This window comes from Providencia xihuensis (assembly GCF_041953405.1).
In the GTDB taxonomy this organism is placed as follows: Bacteria; Pseudomonadota; Gammaproteobacteria; order Enterobacterales; family Enterobacteriaceae; genus Providencia; species Providencia vermicola.
Window position 1 is genome coordinate 1,984,469 of sequence record NZ_CP169565.1, and the last position, 23,479, is coordinate 2,007,947.

Annotated in this window: 20 protein-coding genes; 12 read left to right on the plus strand and 8 right to left on the minus strand. The window is 40.1% G+C overall.

All coding sequences use genetic code 11. From position 1 onward, the window contains the following. Nucleotides 1-212 precede the first annotated feature (212 nt). Entirely contained in the window at nt 213-557 is a 345-nt protein-coding gene (locus tag ACE2AL_RS08780; protein ID WP_272539620.1) for a hypothetical protein, read from the plus strand. A gap of 121 nt (nt 558-678) precedes the next feature. Here ACE2AL_RS08780 and yeiP read toward each other — a convergent pair whose 3' ends face one another. The 3 genes from yeiP to ACE2AL_RS08795 all read right to left on the minus strand — a co-directional run bounded on the left by yeiP (nt 679) and on the right by ACE2AL_RS08795 (nt 3,242). Then, complete coding sequence (gene yeiP, locus ACE2AL_RS08785) at nt 679-1,251, minus strand: elongation factor P-like protein YeiP (protein WP_206082282.1); 573 nt, start codon at nt 1,249-1,251, stop codon at nt 679-681. Nucleotides 1,252-1,408: 157 nt separating this feature from the next. Next, nucleotides 1,409-2,653, minus strand: a complete 1,245-nt coding sequence (gene mtr / locus ACE2AL_RS08790) for a tryptophan permease (protein ID WP_206082281.1) — start codon at nt 2,651-2,653, stop codon at nt 1,409-1,411. 151 nt (nt 2,654-2,804) lie between these two features. Continuing rightward, on the minus strand, nt 2,805-3,242 hold the full coding sequence (locus tag ACE2AL_RS08795) for an NUDIX hydrolase (protein ID WP_206082280.1): 438 nt from the start codon (nt 3,240-3,242) through the stop codon (nt 2,805-2,807). A gap of 165 nt (nt 3,243-3,407) precedes the next feature. Between ACE2AL_RS08795 and fruK the strand changes: the two genes are divergently transcribed. Then, nucleotides 3,408-4,343 carry a 1-phosphofructokinase gene (fruK, locus tag ACE2AL_RS08800; RefSeq protein WP_206083006.1) on the plus strand — a complete coding sequence of 312 codons (936 nt, stop codon included), beginning with the start codon at nt 3,408-3,410 and terminating at the stop codon, nt 4,341-4,343. 50 nt (nt 4,344-4,393) lie between these two features. Here fruK and ACE2AL_RS08805 read toward each other — a convergent pair whose 3' ends face one another. The 4 genes from ACE2AL_RS08805 to ACE2AL_RS08820 form a co-directional block, all read right to left on the minus strand. Beyond that, nucleotides 4,394-4,708: a HigA family addiction module antitoxin gene (locus tag ACE2AL_RS08805; protein ID WP_375084251.1), complete on the minus strand. Its 315-nt coding sequence runs from the start codon at nt 4,706-4,708 to the stop codon at nt 4,394-4,396. Next, nucleotides 4,708-4,986 carry a type II toxin-antitoxin system RelE/ParE family toxin gene (locus ACE2AL_RS08810; RefSeq protein WP_375084252.1) on the minus strand — a complete coding sequence of 93 codons (279 nt, stop codon included), beginning with the start codon at nt 4,984-4,986 and terminating at the stop codon, nt 4,708-4,710. Before ACE2AL_RS08810 ends, ACE2AL_RS08805 begins: the two co-directional genes overlap by 1 nt. A gap of 115 nt (nt 4,987-5,101) precedes the next feature. Beyond that, a complete protein-coding gene (nfo, locus tag ACE2AL_RS08815) occupies nt 5,102-5,947 on the minus strand; it encodes a deoxyribonuclease IV (protein ID WP_375084253.1) in 846 nt (281 codons plus the stop codon). Between the two features lie 97 nt (nt 5,948-6,044). Then, entirely contained in the window at nt 6,045-7,124 is a 1,080-nt protein-coding gene (locus ACE2AL_RS08820) for a YeiH family protein (RefSeq protein WP_206082277.1), read from the minus strand. A gap of 191 nt (nt 7,125-7,315) precedes the next feature. Here ACE2AL_RS08820 and yieE point away from each other — a divergent pair, with 191 nt between their 5' ends. From yieE to dld, 8 genes are all read left to right on the plus strand, one after another. Continuing rightward, entirely contained in the window at nt 7,316-8,179 is an 864-nt protein-coding gene (gene yieE / locus ACE2AL_RS08825) for a DNA-binding transcriptional regulator YeiE (RefSeq protein WP_272539616.1), read from the plus strand. Between the two features lie 305 nt (nt 8,180-8,484). Next, nucleotides 8,485-9,975, plus strand: coding sequence for an amino acid permease (locus tag ACE2AL_RS08830; protein ID WP_375084254.1), 1,491 nt, complete (start codon nt 8,485-8,487; stop codon nt 9,973-9,975). 246 nt (nt 9,976-10,221) lie between these two features. Next, nucleotides 10,222-11,358: an ABC transporter substrate-binding protein gene (locus ACE2AL_RS08835; RefSeq protein WP_206082274.1), complete on the plus strand. Its 1,137-nt coding sequence runs from the start codon at nt 10,222-10,224 to the stop codon at nt 11,356-11,358. Nucleotides 11,359-11,377: 19 nt separating this feature from the next. Further along, on the plus strand, nt 11,378-12,472 hold the full coding sequence (locus tag ACE2AL_RS08840) for an iron ABC transporter permease (RefSeq protein WP_206082273.1): 1,095 nt from the start codon (nt 11,378-11,380) through the stop codon (nt 12,470-12,472). Beyond that, nucleotides 12,466-13,254, plus strand: coding sequence for an ABC transporter ATP-binding protein (locus ACE2AL_RS08845; RefSeq protein WP_206083004.1), 789 nt, complete (start codon nt 12,466-12,468; stop codon nt 13,252-13,254). The genes ACE2AL_RS08840 and ACE2AL_RS08845 overlap by 7 nt, the downstream gene beginning before the upstream one ends. 284 nt (nt 13,255-13,538) lie before the next feature. Further along, entirely contained in the window at nt 13,539-15,536 is a 1,998-nt protein-coding gene (locus ACE2AL_RS08850; protein WP_272539615.1) for a ligand-gated channel protein, read from the plus strand. 599 nt (nt 15,537-16,135) lie between these two features. Next, on the plus strand, nt 16,136-17,518 hold the full coding sequence (locus tag ACE2AL_RS08855; RefSeq protein WP_206082271.1) for an APC family permease: 1,383 nt from the start codon (nt 16,136-16,138) through the stop codon (nt 17,516-17,518). A 650-nt stretch (nt 17,519-18,168) separates the two neighbouring features. Then, the gene (gene dld / locus ACE2AL_RS08860; protein ID WP_272574069.1) at nt 18,169-19,908 is read left to right on the plus strand and encodes a D-lactate dehydrogenase; all 1,740 of its coding nucleotides are present in this window, start codon (nt 18,169-18,171) and stop codon (nt 19,906-19,908) included. A gap of 58 nt (nt 19,909-19,966) precedes the next feature. Here dld and sbcB read toward each other — a convergent pair whose 3' ends face one another. Then, entirely contained in the window at nt 19,967-21,394 is a 1,428-nt protein-coding gene (sbcB, locus tag ACE2AL_RS08865) for an exodeoxyribonuclease I (protein ID WP_206082269.1), read from the minus strand. Between the two features lie 336 nt (nt 21,395-21,730). Here sbcB and ACE2AL_RS08870 point away from each other — a divergent pair, with 336 nt between their 5' ends. Continuing rightward, nucleotides 21,731-23,014: an MFS transporter gene (locus ACE2AL_RS08870; protein ID WP_272574068.1), complete on the plus strand. Its 1,284-nt coding sequence runs from the start codon at nt 21,731-21,733 to the stop codon at nt 23,012-23,014. A 124-nt stretch (nt 23,015-23,138) separates the two neighbouring features. Further along, a complete protein-coding gene (gene tmaR / locus ACE2AL_RS08875) occupies nt 23,139-23,471 on the plus strand; it encodes a PTS system regulator TmaR (protein ID WP_004253179.1) in 333 nt (110 codons plus the stop codon). Nucleotides 23,472-23,479 lie beyond the last annotated feature (8 nt).

Below are 23,479 nucleotides of genomic sequence, written 5' to 3' on the forward strand. Positions count from 1 at the left end.
ATACGTGTGATCATTAAAAGTGTGATCTAGTCTAATAATTATATATTGAATATCATCCAATATTAAAAATAAAAAACTACGACCATAAGTGAAATCTCTAGCTGTTCATTAGGAATAAGATGTCGTCCTCATTCAGTTGAACTGAATTATTCATTTAAGAGTAAATAAATTACTAAAAATGACGATAACTTAATTTTAAGAGGAAAATTCTTATGAATGGCTTAGTAAAAAAAACAATATTAACATTTTTAGCAGCGACTACATTAATGACCAGTATCTCAACATTCGCTTCACACAACAGTGGTCAACAACGTTCTAATACTGCGGTTATTCGTTTTACAGGCTCGATTGTTGCTGCTCCATGTATCATTAGTACAAATCAAAATTTTGTCGAAACAAAGTGTTGGAGTGACTCAGGAAAAGAAAAAACACAGTCTGTTGATGTTTCCAAGTTAAAAATGACAGAACAACTATTACCAAATTTGAAGGGCTCACAGCAGTTTAACTGGATTAATAAAGAAAAAACGATGGGTATTTACACTGTTAAGTATGATTAATGACAATAAATGAAATGAGGAAGTAGTAGGCTAGGAGAGTATGATGTTAAATAAAAATGTATGCCTATGAGCATGTTGTCCATAGGCATACACATATTAGTATTATTTTATCGATATAAGATTAATCACAACGTCCCATATAGCGGCGTTCAGGGATATGAATACGAATTTTTTCACCACTGGTGAGATATTCAGGAACCTGAACGGTTAACCCCGTCGGCATCAAAGCGGGTTTTGTACGTGCACTAGCGGAAGCACCCTTGATACCTGGTGTTGTTTCAGCAATAACCATATCAACAGTTTGCGGTAATTCTAAGGCTAAAACTTGCCCATCCATTGTTAGAACTTGCATGCCTGGTAACCCTTCTTCAGGGATAAACAGCAGTTCATCTTCAATATCTGCTTTTTTGAAAATATATGGCGTGTAGTCTTCGTTATCCATGAAAACATATTCATCACCATCAATATAAGAAAAGCTGACACCACGGCGAGTTAACGAAATCGTTTCTAAAATATCATCGCCTTTAAAGCGTTCTTCAACTTTCTGGCCCGTTTTGATATCCGTAAAGCGCATTTTGTATAAAGTACTGGCACCACGAGCGCTAGGTGCTTGAATATCAATATCTTTAACGAGTAGTAACTTGCCATTGTAGTTGATTGCTAAACCACGTTTGATTTCGTTGGCCTTGGCCATAAATAACCTTCTTTGGTATTGTCAAAAAGAGTGCGACAAAATTACTCGCACAAACGGGATTAGGCAAGATGTTGAGGTCAATTTTCAGTGAAAATTTTTTGAAAAATAACTGATGGGAAATAATATAGCCCCGCAGGGCTATATTAAGAATGGCAAATTAGTAAATAGGGAGTAGACCAGCTAAGGACATAATGTGCGCAACGGCGTTGATTAAACCAAATAAAATAACAAAACCGATAATAAACATGCCTCCAGGTGCTTTATAGCTATTATTTGGGTAACGTCTACGACTTGCTTTTGCCATCAATGCAGGGACAATCACAGCCCAAATTGTTGCAGCTAATCCAGCAAAGCCAATAGCATAAATAAAGCCATTAGGAAAAATCAGTGCTAAAACGGTTGGTGGCATAAAGGTGACTAAAATAGATTTCAGTCGGCCTTGCTTATCATCAGAGAATTTAAAAAAGTCAGCAATAAAATCAAATAAACCTAATGACACACCTAAGAAAGAACTTGCTAAAGCCATATAGGAAAACAGATTCAAAAATTGGGAAATAAAGCTGCTTTGTGTAGAAATATTCATCTGAGCCAGTAGTGCATCGATATTGTTACCATTTTCTCTGATTTCAATGAATGAAGAGCGTGGAATATTTCCTTGAATCGCATACTGCCATAAGATGTAAATAACAACAGTAATGATGGCACCGTAAGTTAAGCTTTTCACTACACTACGACTGTCTTTATTATAATATTTCACCAGCCCAGGCACGTTACCATGGTAACCAAATGATGTTAACAAATAAGGCAGCGCAGCTAAGGCATAAGGTAGATATTGTGTTTCGTTTTGCTCTACTTGGTTAAATAAAATTGCGGGCGAAGCCGTTGAGATCATCCCACCAATTGACATGATAAAGGTAATAACCATCCCACCAATTAAAATGGTACTTAACCTATCCACTGCACGGGTAGATAACCAAACAAAGAATGCAACAATGAATGCAAAAACTAACCCCGCTCCAGCTTGTGGAATCTGAATATGTTCTGCTAAGTTTGCGGTAATAATTGAACTGCCTGCAGAAATATAAGCGTAAGTTAGAATATACAGGACGAAAGTCACTGATAAGCTATTAATGGTGTTCCAACCAGTGCCGAGTAAATCTTTTACTATGGTGTGAAAACTAGCACCCGCTGGATAATTCATATTCGCTTCTAAAATCATTAGCCCAGAAAGTAACATACAAATAAAAGTATAAATTAGCAGGATAACTGAGCCTGAAAACCATACGCCAGAAGTCACCATTGGAATTGAAAACATGCCTGCACCAACAGCGGTACCTGCAATGATCATTGCGCCTCCTAATATAGAAGGGCTTTTTGGTTGTGTTGTCCCATTAACGGCCATGGTGGCTCCTAATAAATTGTTTCACTGTACTAGCTAAATGATACGGTAGTGGCGAAGTCTTGTAAACAACGAAAATAAAATAAACTGAACAATTTGAAAGGGATGGTGAATAAACATACAAATTAATCTAATTTGTATGTTTTATGGGGTGTTAAATAGATTGGTTGTAAAAGCGCTGATTTAGCCAAAGATTGATTGCGTTACGACTTGCCTCAAAATGCGGTTCAGGCAGGGAATTAGGAGAAACCCACATAAGACTTTCACATTTATCGATTTCCATGATTTGCGGTTGTTTATCTCCGTTATATTCAACATGCATGCAAATGGAAACGGTATGTTTACCTTCCTGCTGATAGGTTTGTAAGTTATTGCTGATACCAAATACAGAAGGTGTGGTGATATCAATGCCAATCTCTTCTTTTATTTCCCGAATAGCACAGGCTTCGAATGTTTCACCTGGATCGACATGACCACCAAAAATAGACCAATAGGGTGCATGTTTGCTGCTACGTTTACCTAGTAAAATCTGCCCTTGTTTATTGGTGATAATGACACCGACGCCAACGACGACGTTAATTGACTGAGACATATTTTCTCCCATTTATTTTCATTTTTAGCGTGAGAATTTTGCCATGGGGTCTGAGAAAAACAAGCAGGAAAAAGTATAAATAGCACTGAAAACAACACGTTTTAATGTTATAACTATGGCATACATCTAATGACATGATAATCATGATAAGGGAGATTAGTGGTTATGACTCGCCGGGTTGCTACAATTACATTAAATCCTGCTTACGACCTTGTAGGGTTGTGCTCGTCTATTGAAGTGGGTGAAGTTAACTTAGTCAAAACCGCTAGCCTGAATGCCGGAGGGAAAGGCGTCAACGTGGCGAAAGTGCTGCGTGATCTGGGCATTGATATTACTGTTAGTGGTTTTATGGGAAAAGATAATCAAGAAGAATTTCAACATTTTTTCAGTGAAAATGGTATGGCAAACCGTTTTAGTATGGTGCCTGGACGCACGCGTATCAATGTAAAGCTCACTGAAAATGATGGGAAATCAACTGATTTTAATTTTTCTGGCTTTGATGTGAGTAAAGAAGACTGGAACCGTTTTTCAACTGAATCACTAAATTGGTTAGGTCATTTTGATATGGTCGTGGTGAGTGGAAGCCTACCCAATGGGATTGACCCTGAGGAATTTACCCGTTGGATGACTCGCTTGCGCCAATTGTGTCCATGCATCATTTTCGACAGTAGCCGTGAGGCATTAAAAGCGGGCTTAAAGTCTTCTCCTTGGTTGGTAAAACCTAATCGCCATGAATTAGAAAGTTGGGTGGGCCGCAAACTGCCTGATTTAAAAGATGTGATTGCTGCGGCTCATGAACTAAGAGATAAAGGCATTTCTCACGTTGTAATATCATTGGGAGAAGAAGGAGCATTATGGGTTAATGCTTCGGGCTCTTGGTTAGCTAAGCCGCCTCATTGTGAGGTCATCAGCACAGTAGGGGCAGGCGATTCGATGGTTGCTGGCCTTGCTTATGGGCTGCTCAATGGTGAATCAAGCGAGCACACATTGCGGATGGCAACTGCAATTTCAGCGTTATCAGTTTCACAAGCGGATGTCGGTTTAAAGAACCGCAGTAAGTTAGCTGACATGATGGCTAAGATTGAAATGAAGTCGTTGTAATTTTTGAACATTTGAAAAGAAACCCTGCGTTATTCACGTGGGGTTTTTTGTTAGTGTTCAGATGTTGATTGTTGTGGTTGCGGCAGATTTTCGAATAAAACAACCCCTGAGATATCGATTTTATCTTCGAGTAAGCGTAAATCGCAATGAGTTTGTAGCCGTAGCCAAAACTCGGGGTTACTGCCTAAAGCCGCTGAAATATGGATCGCGAGAGCAGGGGTTAATGCAGTTTTTCCTGAAAGAAAGCGGGAAACAGCCGCGAATGTGACACCAATATTTCTGGCAAATTGCTGAACTCCAGCGCCTAAGTCATCTAAGATGTTTGCAACCATAATACCGGGATGGGTAACAATAACCTGTTTCATTAGTGGCAGTCCTCTAGACTTAAAATGTAAGCATCGCCATTAATGAACTCAAATGTAATACGCCAATTTGCACGAACAGTAATTGACCAAATATTGACTCGGTCGTCTTTTAATTGATGAAGGTTAAATGTGAAAATATTTAAATCATCAATAAAGTTTGCGGAATCAATAGCCCGAAGCCTATCATTTATACGTAAAGAATCTTTAGGGGAAATACCTGAAAGTGTCCACTTTTCAAATGGTTGCTTTAGTCCTTTGTGTTTAAATGATTTAATCATATCACCTTCCGTTACGTGACTTGTAACACCTTATTAGGGTGTTACAAGCTGTGCAACATAAAGGTGAGCTAAGCAAATAGAATGAGCCCTAAATTTTAATAGGACTCTATCAATGTTAGCTATTTTGCTGCGATTTCAACCATGCAATTTCTTGTGGCCAGATGTCTGGGTTGATCGTTTCTAAAATCAGCGGGATCCCATCAAAACGGCTGTCTTGCATAATATACGTGAATGGCACAAAACCAATATTACCTTCACCTAAGCTGTGGTGGCGGTCAACACGGCTGGCAAATTCGCTTTTAGCATCGTTCAGATGCATGCCTTTTAAAAATTCAAACCCCACAATCTCTGAAAACTGCGTAAATGTTTTATCGCAATCTTCAATCGTGCGTAAATCATAACCTGCGGCAAAGGCATGGCAGGTATCAATACACACACCCACACGGCTTTTATCCTTTACGCCTTCGATAATTTTTGCGAGGTGTGTAAAATCAAAGCCTAAGTTAGTCCCTTGTCCTGCGGTATTTTCAATGACAGCGGTGACACCTTCGGTTTCGGCTAACGCAATATTAATTGACTCAGCAATACGTGCTAAGCAATCATCCACCTCAATTTGTTTTAAATGGCTGCCCGGATGGAAATTCAATAAATCAATGCCAAGTTGTTCACAACGCTGCATTTCATCAATAAAGGCAACTCGTGATTTTTCTAAAGCTTCAAATTCAGGATGGCCGAGATTAATTAAATAACTGTCGTGGGGCAGAATTTGGTGTTTACCATAGCCGTATTTTGCACAGTTTGCTGTAAACTTTTGGATAACCTCTTCACTCAATGGTGCCGCTTTCCATTGACGTTGGTTTTTAGTGAATAATGCGAATGCCGTTGCATTAATCTCATGGGCGCGAATAACGGCTTGATCAACGCCGCCAGAGGCGCTGACGTGTGCTCCAACATATTTCATTTTTGACTCCTTTTTATGGAAGTATGCCATTAATATGCGCACAAATGAAATCAACAAAAAAGCCGCTTAATAAAGCGGCTAAAGTCGGAGGTACATATTAAAAGATATTTTGTATCAGCAGATTAATTAATAAACCACCAATGATTAACCAAGCAAATAAAATCAGTGCCATTAATAATGGTTTAATACCTGCTTGTCGAATTGCGCTTACATGGGTGGTTAAACCTAATGCCACCATGGCCATAGCAAGTAAAATCGTATCTAACGCAATGATTTGTTGGACTAATGCTTGTGGTAGTAAATGTAATGAGTTAAACCCTGCCACTAAGATAAAGAACACGGCGAACCAAGGGATAGTAATTTTGCTTTTTTCTGTTGAATTGCCACTTTTGGCCGCTGCTTTACGGCTTAAAAATGCAGATAAAATAATTAAGAATGGTGCAAGCATCATAACTCTAATCATTTTTGCGATAACTGACGCATTTTCTGCATCAGTCCCAATAGTATGACCAGCGGCAACCACTTGCGCGACTTCATGCACTGTTGAGCCAATATAAATGCCGAATGTTTCTTGGGTCGCTGGGAACCAGCCAAAGTGCGCATTTAATTGGTAAATCCAAGGGTAAACAAAGATACAAATTGTGCCGAAAATGACGACAGTAGAAACCGCAACAGCGACTTTGCTAGCTGACGCTTTCACAACAGGCTCTGTTGCCATAACCGCAGCTGCACCGCAAATACTACTGCCTGCGCCGATCAAAATGGTTGTTTCATCATCTAAACCAAAAACTTTCTTTCCTAGCCAGTAGGCTAATAAGAAGGTTGATGTTAGGGTCAATGCATCAATAATAACGCCAGTGGCACCGACATCAGTAATTTGTTGGAATGTTAAACGGAAGCCATAAAGGATGATCCCTGCACGTAAAAAATAGTGTTTGGCGAATTTGACACCAGTATCACAAGATTTACTTGCTGTTGGGTAAAAGGTGTTACCTACAACAATCCCCAATAAAATGGCGAGTGTTAACGCACCTAGACCTATATCCATAAACCATGATTGTTCACCAAGGTAGATGGCGATAGCCGTTAAAATACCTGCTAACAAGAGGCCTGGTAATAATTTCAAAACAGGGTGAAAGCTATTTTGATTTAGGGTGTGAATGTCGCTTTTATCCATGACAATGCTCTTTATTGCTGCTTATATGATTTGGTAATAAGCATATAATAAAAAATATAATAATTTAAATTGATTGTTTATATATAATCTATCAAAAAAAGTGATTATAAGTTTCTTCTGGAATATTGCTAATAAATCATTAATATTAACAATATTATTACAACGACTAAAAACACGTTGGGGCGACCTTTATGCGAATAACACTTAGGCAACTTGAGGTTTTTACAGAAGTATTGAAAAGTGGCTCCACGACGCAGGCATCTCAATTATTAGCGCTGTCCCAATCAGCGGTCAGCGCGTCGCTAACGGATTTAGAAGGTCAACTTGGCGTTCAGCTTTTTGACCGTGTGGGTAAACGACTTGTTACAAACGAGCATGGAAGACTTCTTTATCCCAAAGCATTAGCTTTATTAGAGCAAGGGGCAGAAGTTGAGCAATTATTCAAAAAAGAGATGGGCGCAGTGCGTCTGGCGGCGAGTACCACAATTGGTAATTACATGTTGCCAGAGATCTTAGCGGGTTACCGCCATGACCATCCTGATATCCCTCTAGAGCTTTTTATTAGTAATACTGAAGAAGTTATTAAAGCGGTGATGGAATTTCGGGTGGATGTGGGACTTATCGAAGGGGTTTGTCATAGCCCTGAATTGATTTCGAAACCTTGGTTGAAAGATGAGCTGGTTGTTTTTGCTTCACCACAAAACCCATTAGCAAACAAAAAGGTGTCATTAAAAGAACTTAAAGACGCACCATGGATTTTACGTGAGCGCGGTTCAGGAACGCGAGACGTGCTTGACCAACTGCTATTTGCACATCTACCAGGTTTCCATATCTTAATGGAACTGGGCAATTCAGAAGCAATTAAACATGCAGTGCGTTTTGGGATGGGCATTAGCTGTTTATCAAGAAGGGTGATAGCCGAGCAACTAGAAAATGGTACTCTAGTTGAGCTTGAGGTAGACGAACTTCAATTAGAAAGAACGTTGTATTTGATTTATCACCGTCAAAAGCATCTTTCGAGTGCGATTACTAATCTTCTAGCCTACTGTAATTAAAAATCCTCGTTATCTTTTAACTTGCCGCGTTGTTGGCTGCAATCGACTATCCAAGTCACATACTGATGTATGCTCCTTGGGTAGTTTCATATGCCGCCTAGCAGCAAGCCAAAATATTTAGAGGATTAGAGACGGTATTTCTTTATTAAAAGCCACGGTTTAATTTTTTGGCAATAACGCGTTTTACTTATAATTCTGCGTGAATTATGAAGGTATCTTATAACAGTGAAGAGTTACTTAGTTCTCACAGCCTATTTTGCTAGAATTCACTCGATATTGGCTGAATAATAAAATACAGGGAACAAATGTCAGAACAACATACCAATACTATCACGCAAGACCGACCACAAAAGTTGCGCCGTGAATTAAAAGCGCGTCACCTTGCGATGATTGCTATCGGTGGCTCTATCGGTACCGGTTTATTTGTGGCATCGGGTGCAACCGTTGCACAAGCAGGCCCCGGAGGGGCACTACTCTCTTATGCCATCATCGGCTTAATGGTCTATTTCTTAATGACGAGCTTGGGCGAATTGGCTGCCTATATGCCAGTTTCAGGCTCATTTGCTACTTATGGCGCAAAATATGTTGATGAAGGTTTTGGTTTCGCATTAGGTTGGAACTACTGGTACAACTGGGCGGTAACCATCGCAGTTGACCTCGTTGCCGCACAATTGGTGATGACCTATTGGTTCCCTGATACGCCTGGTTGGATTTGGAGTGCTATATTCCTTGCTATCATTTTCTTATTGAACTTTATTTCTGTTAAAGGTTTTGGTGAAGCAGAATATTGGTTCTCGCTGATCAAAGTCACCACCGTAATTATTTTTATCGTTGTGGGCGTATTAATGATTTTTGGCATCATGAATGGGGCCGAAAACGCAGGTTGGCATAACTGGGAAATTGGTGATGCGCCATTTGCTGGTGGTTTTTCTGCCATGATCGGCGTGGCAATGATTGTCGGGTTTTCCTTCCAAGGTACTGAGTTAATTGGTATTGCAGCGGGTGAGTCAAAAGACCCTGCTAAAAATATTCCTAAAGCGGTACGTAAAGTATTCTGGCGTATCCTGTTGTTCTATATTTTTGCCATCTTAATTATTAGCTTGATCATTCCTTATACTGATCCTAACTTGCTACGCAATGATGTTAAAGACATTAGCGTGAGTCCATTTACTTTAGTATTTGAAAATGCAGGGTTATTATCAGCAGCGGCAGTCATGAATGCGGTTATCTTAACCGCGGTATTGTCTGCGGGTAACTCAGGTATGTATGCATCAACCCGTATGCTGTATACCTTAGCGCGTGAAGGCAAAGCGCCGCGCATTTTTGCTCGGTTATCAAAAGGTGGCGTACCACGTTATGCATTGTTAGCCACGACGGTTGTTGCGGGGCTGTGCTTCTTAAGTTCCATGTTTGGTAACCAAACGGTCTATCTCTGGTTATTGAATACCTCAGGGATGACAGGCTTTATTGCATGGTTAGGGATTGCTATCAGCCATTACCGCTTCCGTAGAGGGTATATTGCACAAGGTAGAGACTTAAATGACTTGCCATATCGTTCTGGTTTCTTCCCAATTGGGCCAATTTTTGCCTTTATTTTGTGTTTAACAATAACACTGGGCCAGAACTACCAAGCCTTCTTAGAAGATAATATTGATTGGATTGGTGTTACAGCGACGTATATTGGTCTCCCACTCTTTTTAGCCATTTGGTTTGGTTATAAAATTGCCAAGAAAACAACCTTTATTCGCTATAAAGATATGAGTTTTCCAAGCTACCGCGAGAATTTAAATAAATAATCGATCATTATTTATGAGTTGAATAACAGCATCCTTTATAGGGTGCTGTTTTTTTGTATATAGCGCAATAAACCCACGATTTGCGGGTTAGTTCTTCTAAATGTTTTGCTTTTCGAGGCAGCTCACACAATTCCATTAACTATACCCATTATTAAATCAATAATCGTATTGATAAGTATTCTTATTTGCTTTATTGTTACCGCATTAAAATGTAAGTCAATGAGTTTAATTGTGGAGCTTAATACTATGTCGTCGGTAGCCAAGAAGTCAGTAGCTAGGTCGGTAGTAAAGGGAATAGGTTTAGCGTTATTAGCCAGTGCCAGTTTGAGCGCGTGGTCAGCAACAGTGACTGACATGGCGGGAAGAACCGTTGAAGTACCCGATAATGTTAACCGTATTTTACTTGGTGAAGGCCGCCTATTTAGTGCGGTTGCTCTACTTGAAGGCGACAAGCCGATTGAACGTATCGTAGGGTGGCAAGGGGATTTGCGTAAATTAGACCCACAAACTTATGCGGCTTATAAAGCCAAGTTCCCTGCGATTGACAATATCCCATTGATAGGTAATACCAGCGCAGACAGCGTCAGCTCTGAAAAAGTATTAACCTTAAACCCAGATATCGCTATTTTTGGTTTATCAGGCCACGGACCAGGTAAAAACAGCGAATTAGTCAATCAATTGGAAAAGGCAGGGGTGCCTGTTGTTTTTGTCGATTTCAGAGACAACCCATTAGAAAATACCCTACCAAGTATGCGTTTATTAGGTAAAGCACTAAACCGTGAGCAAGTGGCAAATAAATATGTAGATTTTTATGAAAGAAACCAAAAAATTGTCACGGATATCACATCAAAAATTCCAGAAGACAAAAAGCCAAGTGTCTTTATTGAGTTACGTGCAGGCGCCTTTGAAGATTGTTGTGGCACCGCAGGTGACGGTAATATGGGTAACTTTATTGACTTAGCAGGCGGTAAAAATATCGCGAAAGGTGTTTTACCTGGCGCATTAGGCACTATGAATTTAGAGAAAATCATTGCTGCAGACCCGAATATTTATATTGCAAGTGGCGCAAAAGCACCAGGCAGTAAAGATGCGGGCGTACAATTAGGCGCACAAAGTACATTGCAAGATGCTAAAGAAAGTCTGAAAAAGATCACAGATCGTAAAGGCATTCGTTCATTATCCGCCATTAAAGATAAGCAAGATTATGCTATCTGGCACAATTATTATAATTCACCCTATAACGTCATTGCGACACAAGTTTTCGCCAAGTGGTTCTATCCTGAGCAGTTTTCAGGCCTTGATCCACAAAAAACACTGGAAGAATTGCACAGAGAGTTTCTTGCTGTAGAGCCAACTGGTGTATATTGGGTTAGCGAAAAGTAATGAGAGTAGGTAAGAATTAATGAGTATTACAAGCGAGCCAATAGCGGCGGTGGAACAAGCCGCTAAACAGGCTGATGATGGTGTGAAACAACATTATCAAAATATGTTGCGCCGTCGTTTTACATGGATAGTGGTAATTATTGCGGCAATTTTATTGTCGCTGGTTATTGATTTTACGTTAGGACCATCAGGCCTATCCTTAGAGCGATTATGGCAAACCTTGATGACGCCAGAAGCCGTAGATGCAGGGACCCGTGTGATTGTATGGGATATCCGTTTACCTTACGCCTTGATGGCGGTGGTCATCGGTATGTCTCTGGGGTTAGCGGGTGCAGAAATGCAGACCATATTGAATAACCCATTAGCGAGCCCATTTACACTTGGGGTTTCTAATGCGGCGGCGTTTGGTGCTGCACTCGCCATTGTGTCGGGGATTGCGATCCCAGGCGTTCCTGACCAATGGGTGATTTCAGCGAACGCATTTATTTTTGCTTTATTAGCGGCATTAATGTTGGATGCCGTTACTCGCTGGACGCGCGTTGCAACATCAGGCGTTGTTTTATTTGGTATCGCGTTAGTATTTACCTTTAATGCATTGGTTTCGATGATGCAATTCATCGCCACAGAAGATACATTACAAGGCCTTGTGTTCTGGACGATGGGAAGTTTATCAAAAGCAACATGGGTGAAGTTAGGTGTAATGGCGCTGGTTTTTGCACTGATTTTCCCGATTGCTATGATGAGCTCTTGGAAATTAACAGCATTAAGGCTGGGTGAAGACAGAGCGATTAGTTTTGGTATTGATGTCCGTCGCTTAAGACTGACTACCTTATTACGGATCAGTATCTTATCTGCGTTAGCTGTGGCATTTGTTGGGCCGATAGCGTTTATTGGTTTAGTTGCGCCGCACATTGCACGTTTGATTTTTGGTGAAGATCACCGCTTTTATTTACCTGCAAGTGCATTAATTGGTGCGTTGATATTATCGATGGCTTCAATTGCCTCGAAGAACATTATCCCTGGTGTAATTATTCCTGTGGGTATTGTCACCTCATTAGTAGGGGTACCGTTCTTCTTAAGTATTATTTTACGTCATCGAGGTAACGTATCATGAGTGGCCTGATTATTAACCAATTTAATGCGGGCTACCCAAAACGCGCAGTGATTGAGAACCTGACGACGGATGTGTTGCCAAGGGGCAAAATCACCGTATTGCTTGGCCCAAATGGTAGCGGTAAATCCACCTTATTACGTTCATTGGCAGGGTTAAACAAAGCCACGGGGCAATTACTGTTGGATGGCTTAGATCTTACGCAGCAAAATTTTGCCCAGCGTGCACAAAATGTGGTGTATTTACCCCAAACATTACCCGCAGGTGTGCACCTGTATGTTTTAGAGTCGGTGATTGTTGCCCAGCGCGCTTCAGGCGGTTTAAGCAATGAAAACCATAAAGACGAAGTGATGCACTTATTGCGCCAATTAGGTATTGAACATCTGGCATTAAGTTATTTAGACCAACTTTCAGGTGGGCAAAAACAATTAGTGGGTTTGGCTCAATCATTAATTCGCCAACCTAACTTATTATTATTGGATGAGCCACTGAGTGCACTGGATTTAAATTATCAATATCATGTTATGGATTTAGTGGCGAAAGAAACTAAACGCCGAAATATTATTACTGTCGTGGTCGTTCACGATATTAATATTGCATTGAAACACGCAGAACATGTATTGATGTTAAAACAAGGCAAATTAATTGCACAAGGTGAACCTGCCGAGGTGATTACGCCAGAAAGTCTTGCTGAGGTCTATGGTGTAAGAGGGCGCATAGAACGCTGCTCTCAAGGTGTACCGCAAGTGTTGATTGATGGGCTAGTGGATAAACTCGCCAGTTAATTTGTGATTAATAATAAATATGCTTGTTATTCTGCAAGCATATTTAATAATCCACAGGAGCAGAAATAAAAAAGATTATTAAATATTTACTCGCAGAAATTAATTAATAAAGATTAATTACCCACAGGAAATTTAATTGTATTAGGAAATGGTTTTTACCATAAATTTCCTATGGGTATTTATTATCCAAATAATAAAAATAATCATAATTATTAGGTTCAAAGAAACCAATGTTGAGCATATCAATTCATATATAAAACAGAATATTTCTTGGAGAGTTGGGAATGGTTGTTTTTAATAAAAGAAAAGTGGCGATTTGCATTATTGCTGCTATCGCTGCATCACCTGCATTTGCTGATGATAGTAAAGATAAAATCTATGTGACAACAGCATCAGGTTACCAACAGCAAATTGAAGATGCACCAGCATCAATTTCTGTTGTGACGCGCGAACAACTTGAAACGAAAGCTTACCGTGATGTGACGGATGCGCTAAAGGATGTACCTGGCGTGTTAGTGACAGGTGGTGGCAGCAGCTCAGATATTAGTATTCGGGGTATGGATGCAAAATACACCATGATCCTGATCGATGGCAAACGTGTCGATACACGCAGCACACGTCCAAATAGCGATAATTCTGGCGTAGAGCAAGGCTGGTTACCGCCATTGCCAGCAATTGAACGTATTGAAGTAGTACGGGGACCAATGTCCTCCCTTTATGGTTCGGATGCGATTGGCGGTGTTATCAATATTATCACGCGTCGTGTACAACAAGAGTGGACAACCAGTTTACGTGCAGATACCACAATTACAGAACGTAAAAATTCAGGTAATACTGGGCAAGGGAGTTTCTATACATCAGGGCCACTAATTGATGGTCTATTAGGTGTAAAACTGAATGGTCAATATTCTCACCGTGGCGAAGATAAAAATGAAGGTGGTTTTAATCGCCAAATTATGACGAGTGGCGGCGGTACATTGTCTTTGACGCCAGATGAGCAAAATACATTTGATTTAGACTTTAAAAAAGATAATCAGCACCGTGACTCTCGATTTGGTTATTCAAGACCAAGTACATCCAAGGAAGCGAATCTTGAAAAATTTGAAAACACCCATGCAGCCTTAACCCATTACGGTGTCTATGATGGCATCTCTACTGATACTTATATTCAGCATGACGAATCTAAAAATATTGGTCGTAAGATGAAAGCACAAGATACGATTATCCGTAATCAAAGTGTCTTTTTATTGGGTGACCATAGTTTAAGTTTAGGTGGCCAGTATCGTAAAGAAAAATTAGAAGGCAGTGATAATAAACTGGCTGCAACTCATGGTGCATCAAATGAACGTGATAGATATAGTTGGGCTTTATTTGCTGAAGATGAGTGGTTAATGACCAATGACTTTGCGCTAACGGGTGGTCTTCGTATGGATAAAGACGAAAACTATGGTACGCATTGGACACCACGTGTTTATGGTGTATGGCATGCAGATGAACAATGGACAATTAAAGGTGGTGTTTCTACGGGGTATAAAGCGCCTGATTTACGCCAATCTTCAGCAAGTTGGGGGCAGGCAACAGGCGGAAATGCAGGGAATGCAGTTATCTATGGTAACCCTGATTTGAAACCAGAAAAAAGTATCACAGAAGAGATTGGGGTAATTTGGAATAACCAAGATAACATTACTGCGGGCATTACTATCTATAATACGGACTTTAAAGATAAAATTACTGAAGTTAGACGTTGTGAAAAAAACAACCCAAATCTAAGAGAATGTAGTGTTGATCTCGATGGCCCTGGTGATAACGGTAAAGATCCATACAGATTTATTAGCGATAGAAAAAATGTGGATAAAGCCAGAATGCGTGGTGTTGAGTTAACATTTAATTGGGGTATTTTAGATAACTTAGATTTTGCAGCGAACTATACTTACACAGACACGGAACAAAAAAGTGGTGTAAATAAAGGCAAGCCTTTGAATAAACAGCCTAAACATATGGCAAACACGACCTTAACATGGGAAACAACCGAAGATTTGCAAACTTGGACGCGCATGAACTTCCGTGGCAAAACCTCAGACTATCAAGGCCGTGGTGAAAAAATGAGTAATGGTACACCATCATATGCTTTGTTTGATTTAGGTGCGAGTTATCAATTAAACAAAAACGCAAATTTAGTTGGTGGTATTTATAATGTATTAGATCGCCGCGTTGATAATGCGAATTATGGCGCAGAACTCGAAGGTCGACGTTATAATGTCGGCATCAACTATAATTTCTAAGACAACAATTTATCGTTGTTAACTAAAACCCTTTGGTTTGCGCCAAAGGGTTTTTTGTATCTCACCAAATCCAGCTGTGAAAATAAATAAAAAGTGTTTTTTAGAGTGAGAAAATAACGGGAAAAACGCAGTTATTAGTTACCTCGCCAAAATAGGATAAACCATCAAAATTTCTCATCGGAAATAGGGCTATTTGTTAACAATTTAACTTGCTATTTGGGGTTATGGCGTGCAAAATGCGCGAACTAAAAAATAACTGATGCTCAATAAACTTAAGCATCGGTTTTTTTGTTTTTAGGAACGTTCATTCTAGCGGGGCCGGACATAGAGCCGGAGAGATAATTTTAATATTTACGTGTAGCAAACATTTTACGCTACCGATTTGAGGAATGCTTTTATGGCTTACTTTTTCGCTATCGCAGCAGGGCCAAGCGGCCGTCGTTGCCGCATCGATGACTACGGAGCTCCGCGCAGCTTCGCACACACTCTTCTAACCTCTTCTACGTTTTTTTCTGCCTATAGGCAGATGCAAAGTCTTCCCAGTAACTGTCGATTAAGCCGAAGTAGCTTGCAATCGAAAGTTATGGGAGGGCTTAGACATGCCAAATAATTCAATACCTTTATCCATCGGTCCAAACCAAACTGGCGCCAATAACCGCGTGCAACTTGCGAAAACCTTAACCTTGGTGCAAGTCGTGATGATCGGTCTGGCATACATCCAGCCAATGACTATCTTTGATACATTCGGCATGGTATCGGACAAAACAGGTGGACACGTCCCGACTTCATACATTATTGCACTGGTTGCGATACTGTTTACTGCTCTGAGCTACGGCAAGCTGGTGAAACGCTTCCCATCTGCTGGCTCGGCGTATACCTATGCTCAAAAATCAATGAGCCCACACATTGGTTTCCTTGTGGGTTGGACATCATTGCTGTCCTATATTTTTATGCCAATGATCAACATTTTATTGGCTAAAATTTATTTACAAGACATTTTCCCTAACGTGGAACCCGCGATATTTGTTGTCGGCCTTGTCATTGTTATGACCGCAGCAAACTTACGTGGTATCAACGTGATTGCTAATTTAAGTACGGTTATTGCGATTATTCAAATCGGTGTGATGGCAGTATTTACAGGGCTGGTGATCCACGGTGTTTCTAACGGTGAAGGTTCGGGCGAAATTTGGACATTCAACCCATTTGCCAATGAAAAGACGGAAATGATCCCATTGATTGCTGGGGCAACCATACTCTGCTTCTCATTCTTAGGCTTCGATGGTTTAAGTTCACTATCGGAAGAAACGCCAAACGCAGGTAAAGTGATCCCTCGCGCTATTTTCTTAACGGCATTAATTGGTGGAATTATCTTTATCACGGTTTCATTCTTCTTACAGCAATACTTCCCAGACGTATCACGCTTTAAGAATATCAATGAGACGCAGCCTGACATTATGCGCTTTGTTGCTGGGGCATTCTTCCAGTCAATTATTTTGGTTTTCTCATGCGTAACAGTATTGGCTTCTGGTATGGCTGCTCACGCAGGAAGTGCGCGTTTAATGTACGTAATGGGTCGTGATGGTGTATTCCCAGAGAAAGTATTTGGTTATGTCAGCCCGAAATGGCGTACTCCAGCGTACAACGTATTAATGGTCGGTGTTTTAGCATTAGGTGCAATCTGGTTTGAAATGGATTTTGCGACCGCGTTAATTAACTTCGGTGCATTAATCGCGTTTACCTTTGTAAATATTTCGGTGATCAGCCAGTTCTTTATTCGCGAACGCCGTATGACAGGTATCAAAAACATTGTTAACTATTTGATTTTACCTATTATCGGTACACTAACAGTGTGCGTTTTATGGTTAAATATTGAAGAAGATTCAATGGTTTACGGCTTGATTTGGACTGCTGTTGGCTTAATCTATATGGCAGTATTGACGCGTATGTTTAAGCGGCCTATGCCGCAAATGAGCGACATCTAAATATATTCTTCATATTTCATGCTGTAGCGGTGTTGCGTTCTCAAAACGACATGGGTCACATACTTGTGTATGCTCCCCATGATCGTTTGGCTCCGCGCCTTGCTACAACGCGAACTATTTTGAATATACAGGGTGTAAGAAAAACAGAATAGACTCTTCATATTTCACGCTGTAACGGTGTTGCGTTCTCAAAACGACAAGGGTCACATACTTGTGTATGCTCCCCATGATCGTTTGGCTCCGCGCCTTGCTACAACGCGAACTATTTTGAATATACAGCCTGTAAGAAAAACAGAATAGACTCTTCATATTTCACGCTGTAACGGTGTTGCGTTCTCAAAACGACAAGGGTCACATACTTGTGTATGCTCCCCATGATCGTTTGGCTCCACGCCTTGCTACAACGCGAACTATTTTGAATATACAGGGTGTAAGAAAGATAAAATATATTCTTTATATTTTGCGTTGAGAAGTCGTTCAAATCAGTCCGAAATTAAAAATAGCGCCTTAGGCGCTATTTTTTTGCCTGTTAAGAAATTTTTAAGATAAAACGTGTAGCCTATTAACATCATAATGTTATGTGATATTGTTGTTAGCACTAATATTGCATAACTCATAATCAACATGAATTCGAGTAAGAAGGCGCGCACATGAAAGATGCACAAAAACCTGAGAATCAACGATTATTACTCACACTCAGGAACATTGTTGGTAAGAAAAATATTCTCACTGAGCCACACAAAACAGAACGTTACCGCAAAGGGTTCCGCTCCGGCACTGGAGATGCGATTGCGGTTGTGTTTCCAACCACCTTGCTAGAGCAATGGCATGTATTCAAAGCCTGTGTAGAAGCCGATAAAATTGTTTTGATGCAAGCTGCAAATACAGGACTGACTGAAGGCTCGACACCAAGTGGTTATGATTATGACCGCGATATCGTGATTATCAGCACATTACGATTAAACCAAATTCAAGTGCTTCCCGAATTTAACCAAGTGGTTGCCATGCCAGGCAGCACCTTATATGACCTAGAAAAAATCCTTAAACCCCTTGGGCGTGAGCCGCACTCTCTTATTGGTTCCTCCTGTATTGGCGCATCTGTTGTTGGGGGAATTTGCAACAGTTCAGGTGGCTCATTAGTGCGCCGTGGCCCTGCGTATACCGAGCTAGCGTTGTATGGTCGTGTTAATGATGATGGAAAGGTTGAGCTAGTTAACCATTTAGGGATTGATCTAGGTAATACACCAGAAGAGATTTTAACCAACTTACAAAACCGTGGTTATAGTAGTGAAGATGTGCAAGTTAGTGATAAATTAGCGTCCGACCATGAATATGCTGAACGTGTGCGGGATGTTGATGCTGATTCGCCATCGCGTTTTAATGCTGATGAACGTCGCTTATTTGAAGCGTCAGGGTGTGCGGGTAAATTGGCCGTATTTGCGGTTCGCTTGGATACTTTCCCAGCGGATAAAAAAACGCAGGTTTTTTATATCGGCTCAAATAACCCAGATGTACTGGAAGATATTCGTCGCTATATTCTGAGTGAATTTAAAAATCTGCCAGTTGCAGGTGAATATATGCACCGTGGCTGCTTTGATATCGCGGAAATATACGGTAAAGATACTTTCTTAATGATTGATAAATTTGGCACCGATAAAATGCCAATGTTCTTTACTATTAAAGGGCGTATTGATGCTGTATTAAATAAAGTTCCTTTTTTACCGTCTAATTTAATTGACCGCACAATGCAGGTGCTTAGCAAATTATGGCCATCTCATTTACCACCTCGAATGAAAGAATTTCGTGACCGTTATGAGCATCATTTAATGCTAAAAATGGCAGGGGATGGAATTGATGAAGCAAAAGTTTGGCTAAAATCTTATTTTGCACAGGCAGATGGTGGCTATTTTGAATGCACTCCAGAAGAGGGAGCAAAAGCCTTTTTACATCGCTTTGCGGCGGCAGGTTCTGCGGTTCGTTACCATGCGGTTCATAATAAAGATGTCGAGGATGTATTGCCGCTGGATATCGCATTACGCCGTAATGATAGGAATTGGTTTGAAAAACTCCCCCCTGAAATTGAAGATTTATTAGTGCATAAATTGTATTGCGGTCACTTTATGTGCCACGTTATGCACCAAGACTATGTTTTGAAAAAAGGGGTTAACCCGAAAGACCTAAAAGAAAAAATGTTAGCTTTATTGGATGAACGTGGTGCGCAATATCCTGCGGAGCATAACGTTGGGCATTTATATAAAGCGCCACCGCAGTTAAAGTCTTTCTATAAAAATGCAGACCCGACTAACACAATGAACCCAGGTTTAGGAAAAACCACTAAGCGTAAACATTGGGAAGGAGATTGTGGTTGTGGTCAATCAGGTGAACACTAGTCTAAATTAATGTAAACCTAAAAATGGGCAGAGAGTTTCTATTCTGCCCATTTCTTATTTAACTCGCTAATTCCATCGCATAATTGACCAACGCTTTTAATTGCTGACAGCGTTTTTCATCATGTTGATGTTCTTCTAATAAGAATTGTATTTGTTGCATATATTCCGTTAATCGAGCTTCGCTGAAATAATCACGGCGATGTTGCAGCCAGCGTTGCTGTTCTTCGAAAGATAACGTTGCTGGGTAATTACGCGCTTTATAACGGAAAAAGAGTTCTTTCATCCGCTTATCTTCAAAACTTAAATCTAATGCAGGTAAGTTTTGTGGTGGGGTTTCACGAATGATGTCCATGGTGGAGCGGTCTGATGGACTAAAAAAGCCATTATATATTTGTGCATCCACATCATCTGAAACTTCAAATTGTTGTGGTTCACTAAATAACTCAATGAGTTTATTACGGATATCGGGGGTCTTACGCAAAATTTCTAAATTGCGATGACAAAGATCCCTATCTAACCCTGTACGTAGTGCATCTTCATCACGTAATGTTTTTTCAGGGGCTAAAATTGGGCATTTATTGATGTGCACTAATTTTACAGGAACGGGAAGCTCACCGTTTAGCTCAGATTTAGGTGTGTATAAACGCTCGCGTAGTTCTTGGGTATTTAAGGTTAATAATGGCGAAATATCCGCGGATAAATCACACATAATGACCGCATTGCGGTTTTCAGGATGCCAAGCAAGCGGGGCGACTAAGCTCACATAGGAACGCAATGCACCAAACATACCAGAGACATGTACTAAAGGTTTTATTTCCACAATATCAATAAGTTGGCTTACCTTGTTTTTATTGCGTAGTTGATAAAAATAATCAAACATACGTGGTTGAGCCGCTTTAAGTAATTTTGCCATGCTAATTGTTGCAATGACGTCTGACATTGCATCATGGGCATTCTCGTGGGAAACGCCATTGGCTTTTGTTAAGTGCTCTAAGCGCATGCTTGGCAAGCCGTCATCATTTTCAGGCCATTCAATGCCTTCAGGACGTAGCGCAAAACAAGCACGCAGCGGGTCAAGTAAATCCCAACGTGAATTATTTTGTTGCCAGCTGTATGCGTAGGGGTCGTAAAAATTACGGTAGAGAATATTGCGAGTGACTTCATCATCAAAACGAATATTGTTATAGCCCATAATACAGGTGTTAGGCACACTAAAAGCGTGATGGATGCGTTTAGTAAACTCCGCCTCGTTAACGCCTTGGGCTAATGCTATTTGTGGGGTGATGCCTGTGATCATCACAGCCTCTGGCTGCGGTAAGTAATCATCCGCGGGCGCGCAGTAAAACACTTCAGGTTCTTCAATAATATTAAAGTCTAAATCAGTGCGCACACCTGCAAATTGGGCTGGCCTATCAAGTGCAGGGCGTTTACCAAAAGTTTCGTAATCATGAATAAAGAATGAGGGTTGTTTTTTATTATCTTGCAACGTTATCACCGTTTGAATTGTGCGCATTTAAATCTGATAGTGGAGTACCTTCAGACTCACTATTTTATATAAATCAATGATACCCTATCTATTATCAAAGCTAAACCAAGGCCATCTGAAATAGCAGGTAAATTAAATTGAATATCAATAAGGTATTTTCTGTGTCAGAAAGGGGTACTATTAGGTTATAGCGCGTGAAATGTTATGTTCATCACATAAATAAATTGTTAACGTTAACATTAGTGATTAACATCACAAAGTAATTGTTTTTGAGTGGGAATTGAAAAATGTTAACCTTAACATTTACCAAAAGTAAATTAATAATAGGTGATTAACATGAATAGCAGTGCAAGGAAATACTATGCGTCATTGAGCGCATTGTTGTTTTTTTTCTTTTTTACATGGTCATCTACATTTTCAGTTGTCGCCATTTGGCTGCGTAAATATGTTGGCTTAGAAGGGGCGGACACAGGGTTTATCTTTGCCTGTATTTCAATTGTGGCGTTATGTGCTCAGCCATTGTACGGCTTCTTGCAAGACAAATTAGGGTTACGCAAAAACTTATTATTATTTATTGCAGTTTTACTGATTGCATCTGGGCCATTTTTTATGGTGTTCGGGACATTATTACACTGGAACATAGTGATTGGCAGTATTGTTGGTGGGTTATTTATTGGTATGACGTTTCATGCAGGAATTGGTGTTCTTGAATCTTACACCGAGCGTGTAAGTCGACAACGTAATTTTGAATATGGTAAGGCGAGAATGTGGGGGTCTCTTGGTTGGGCGGCCGCGACGTTCTTTGCAGGGCGCAACATTAATATCGACCCTGACTATAATTTTATTATGGCTACAGTATCAGGTGTACTTTTCTTAATCATTCTATTAAACCTTAAAAGTGCGAATGCAGATGCCTATAATAATTTAGAACATGGTAATTCGTCTGCTATTACATTGCGTGATGCACTGCAACTTTTTGCTTTACCACGTTTTTGGGCGTTAATACTATTTGTATTAGGCACATGTATTTATAGTGTGTATGACCAGCAATTTATGGTGTATTTTTCGCATCAATTCCCAGATGAAAAATTAGGGAATGAGATGTACGGTTATCTGAATTCATTGCAAGTATTCCTTGAAGCTGGTGGGATGTTCTTAGCGCCATTCATTGTTAACCGAATAGGTGCTAAAAATGGATTACTATTTGCTAGCACAGTTATGGCATTACGGATTATCGGCTCAGGTTTAGTCGAGGGACCTGTTCTCATATCCGTTATGAAATTGCTACATGCCGTTGAGTTACCTATCTTGCTGGTGGCAATTTTCAAGTATAACAGCCACCATTTTGATAAACGCTTGTCCTCAACACTTTATTTGGTTGGGTTTAGTTGTGTGAGTTCGGTGGTTGCTAGTGTGTTATCACCATTGGCAGGATGGGGGTATGACAAAATTGGTTTTGCGCAGACCTATTTGATTATGGGGATGTTTGTGGTCATCACAACGATATTGTCTGCTTTTTGTCTTAGAAATGATAAAACTGATGATATAAAGCTTAGTCTTAATGAGAAACCAGCAAAGTTAAACCAACATAATCAAGAAATACAGGTGGAAAAAGCATAACCCAATGATCTTTTTCGAGAGATTAAATCAATAAATATGTGAAACTGACTTGTAACGTAAGGCGATTAGATTGTATTGTGTAATAAGATTATGCGTTTTGAATATTGACTAGAGGGTTTTAAACATGGACAACGCTAACAAGCCGTCTTTCCAAAATGTTCTGGAATTTGTGCGTATGTTTCGTCGCAAAAATAAAATTCGTCGTGAAATTACCGATAATGAGAAAAAAATTCGTGATAACCAGAAGCGTGTTTTATTACTGGATAATTTAAGCGAATATATTAAGCCTGGTATGTCAATTGAAGACATTCAGGCGATTATTGCCAATATGCGCAGCGACTATGATGACCGTGTTGATGATTATATTATCAAGAATGCAGAATTGTCGAAAGAACGCCGCGAAATTTCTAAAAAATTGAAAGAGATGGGCGAACTGCCACGTATTGACGTAAAATAGAAGAAATG

Bases quoted from the DNA above. Each gene is read 5' to 3' on its own strand.
- ACE2AL_RS08780 (WP_272539620.1), top strand. From the start codon at position 213: ATGAATGGCTTAGTAAAAAAAACAATATTAACATTTTTAGCAGCGACT.
- yeiP (WP_206082282.1), bottom strand. From the start codon at position 1,251: ATGGCCAAGGCCAACGAAATCAAACGTGGTTTAGCAATCAACTACAAT.
- mtr (WP_206082281.1), bottom strand. From the start codon at position 2,653: ATGGCCGTTAATGGGACAACACAACCAAAAAGCCCTTCTATATTAGGA.
- ACE2AL_RS08795 (WP_206082280.1), bottom strand. From the start codon at position 3,242: ATGTCTCAGTCAATTAACGTCGTCGTTGGCGTCGGTGTCATTATCACC.
- fruK (WP_206083006.1), top strand. From the start codon at position 3,408: ATGACTCGCCGGGTTGCTACAATTACATTAAATCCTGCTTACGACCTT.
- ACE2AL_RS08805 (WP_375084251.1), bottom strand. From the start codon at position 4,708: ATGAAACAGGTTATTGTTACCCATCCCGGTATTATGGTTGCAAACATC.
- ACE2AL_RS08810 (WP_375084252.1), bottom strand. From the start codon at position 4,986: ATGATTAAATCATTTAAACACAAAGGACTAAAGCAACCATTTGAAAAG.
- nfo (WP_375084253.1), bottom strand. From the start codon at position 5,947: ATGAAATATGTTGGAGCACACGTCAGCGCCTCTGGCGGCGTTGATCAA.
- ACE2AL_RS08820 (WP_206082277.1), bottom strand. From the start codon at position 7,124: ATGGATAAAAGCGACATTCACACCCTAAATCAAAATAGCTTTCACCCT.
- yieE (WP_272539616.1), top strand. From the start codon at position 7,316: ATGCGAATAACACTTAGGCAACTTGAGGTTTTTACAGAAGTATTGAAA.
- ACE2AL_RS08830 (WP_375084254.1), top strand. From the start codon at position 8,485: ATGTCAGAACAACATACCAATACTATCACGCAAGACCGACCACAAAAG.
- ACE2AL_RS08835 (WP_206082274.1), top strand. From the start codon at position 10,222: ATGTCGTCGGTAGCCAAGAAGTCAGTAGCTAGGTCGGTAGTAAAGGGA.
- ACE2AL_RS08840 (WP_206082273.1), top strand. From the start codon at position 11,378: ATGAGTATTACAAGCGAGCCAATAGCGGCGGTGGAACAAGCCGCTAAA.
- ACE2AL_RS08850 (WP_272539615.1), top strand. From the start codon at position 13,539: ATGGTTGTTTTTAATAAAAGAAAAGTGGCGATTTGCATTATTGCTGCT.
- ACE2AL_RS08855 (WP_206082271.1), top strand. From the start codon at position 16,136: ATGCCAAATAATTCAATACCTTTATCCATCGGTCCAAACCAAACTGGC.
- dld (WP_272574069.1), top strand. From the start codon at position 18,169: ATGAAAGATGCACAAAAACCTGAGAATCAACGATTATTACTCACACTC.
- ACE2AL_RS08870 (WP_272574068.1), top strand. From the start codon at position 21,731: ATGAATAGCAGTGCAAGGAAATACTATGCGTCATTGAGCGCATTGTTG.
- tmaR (WP_004253179.1), top strand. From the start codon at position 23,139: ATGGACAACGCTAACAAGCCGTCTTTCCAAAATGTTCTGGAATTTGTG.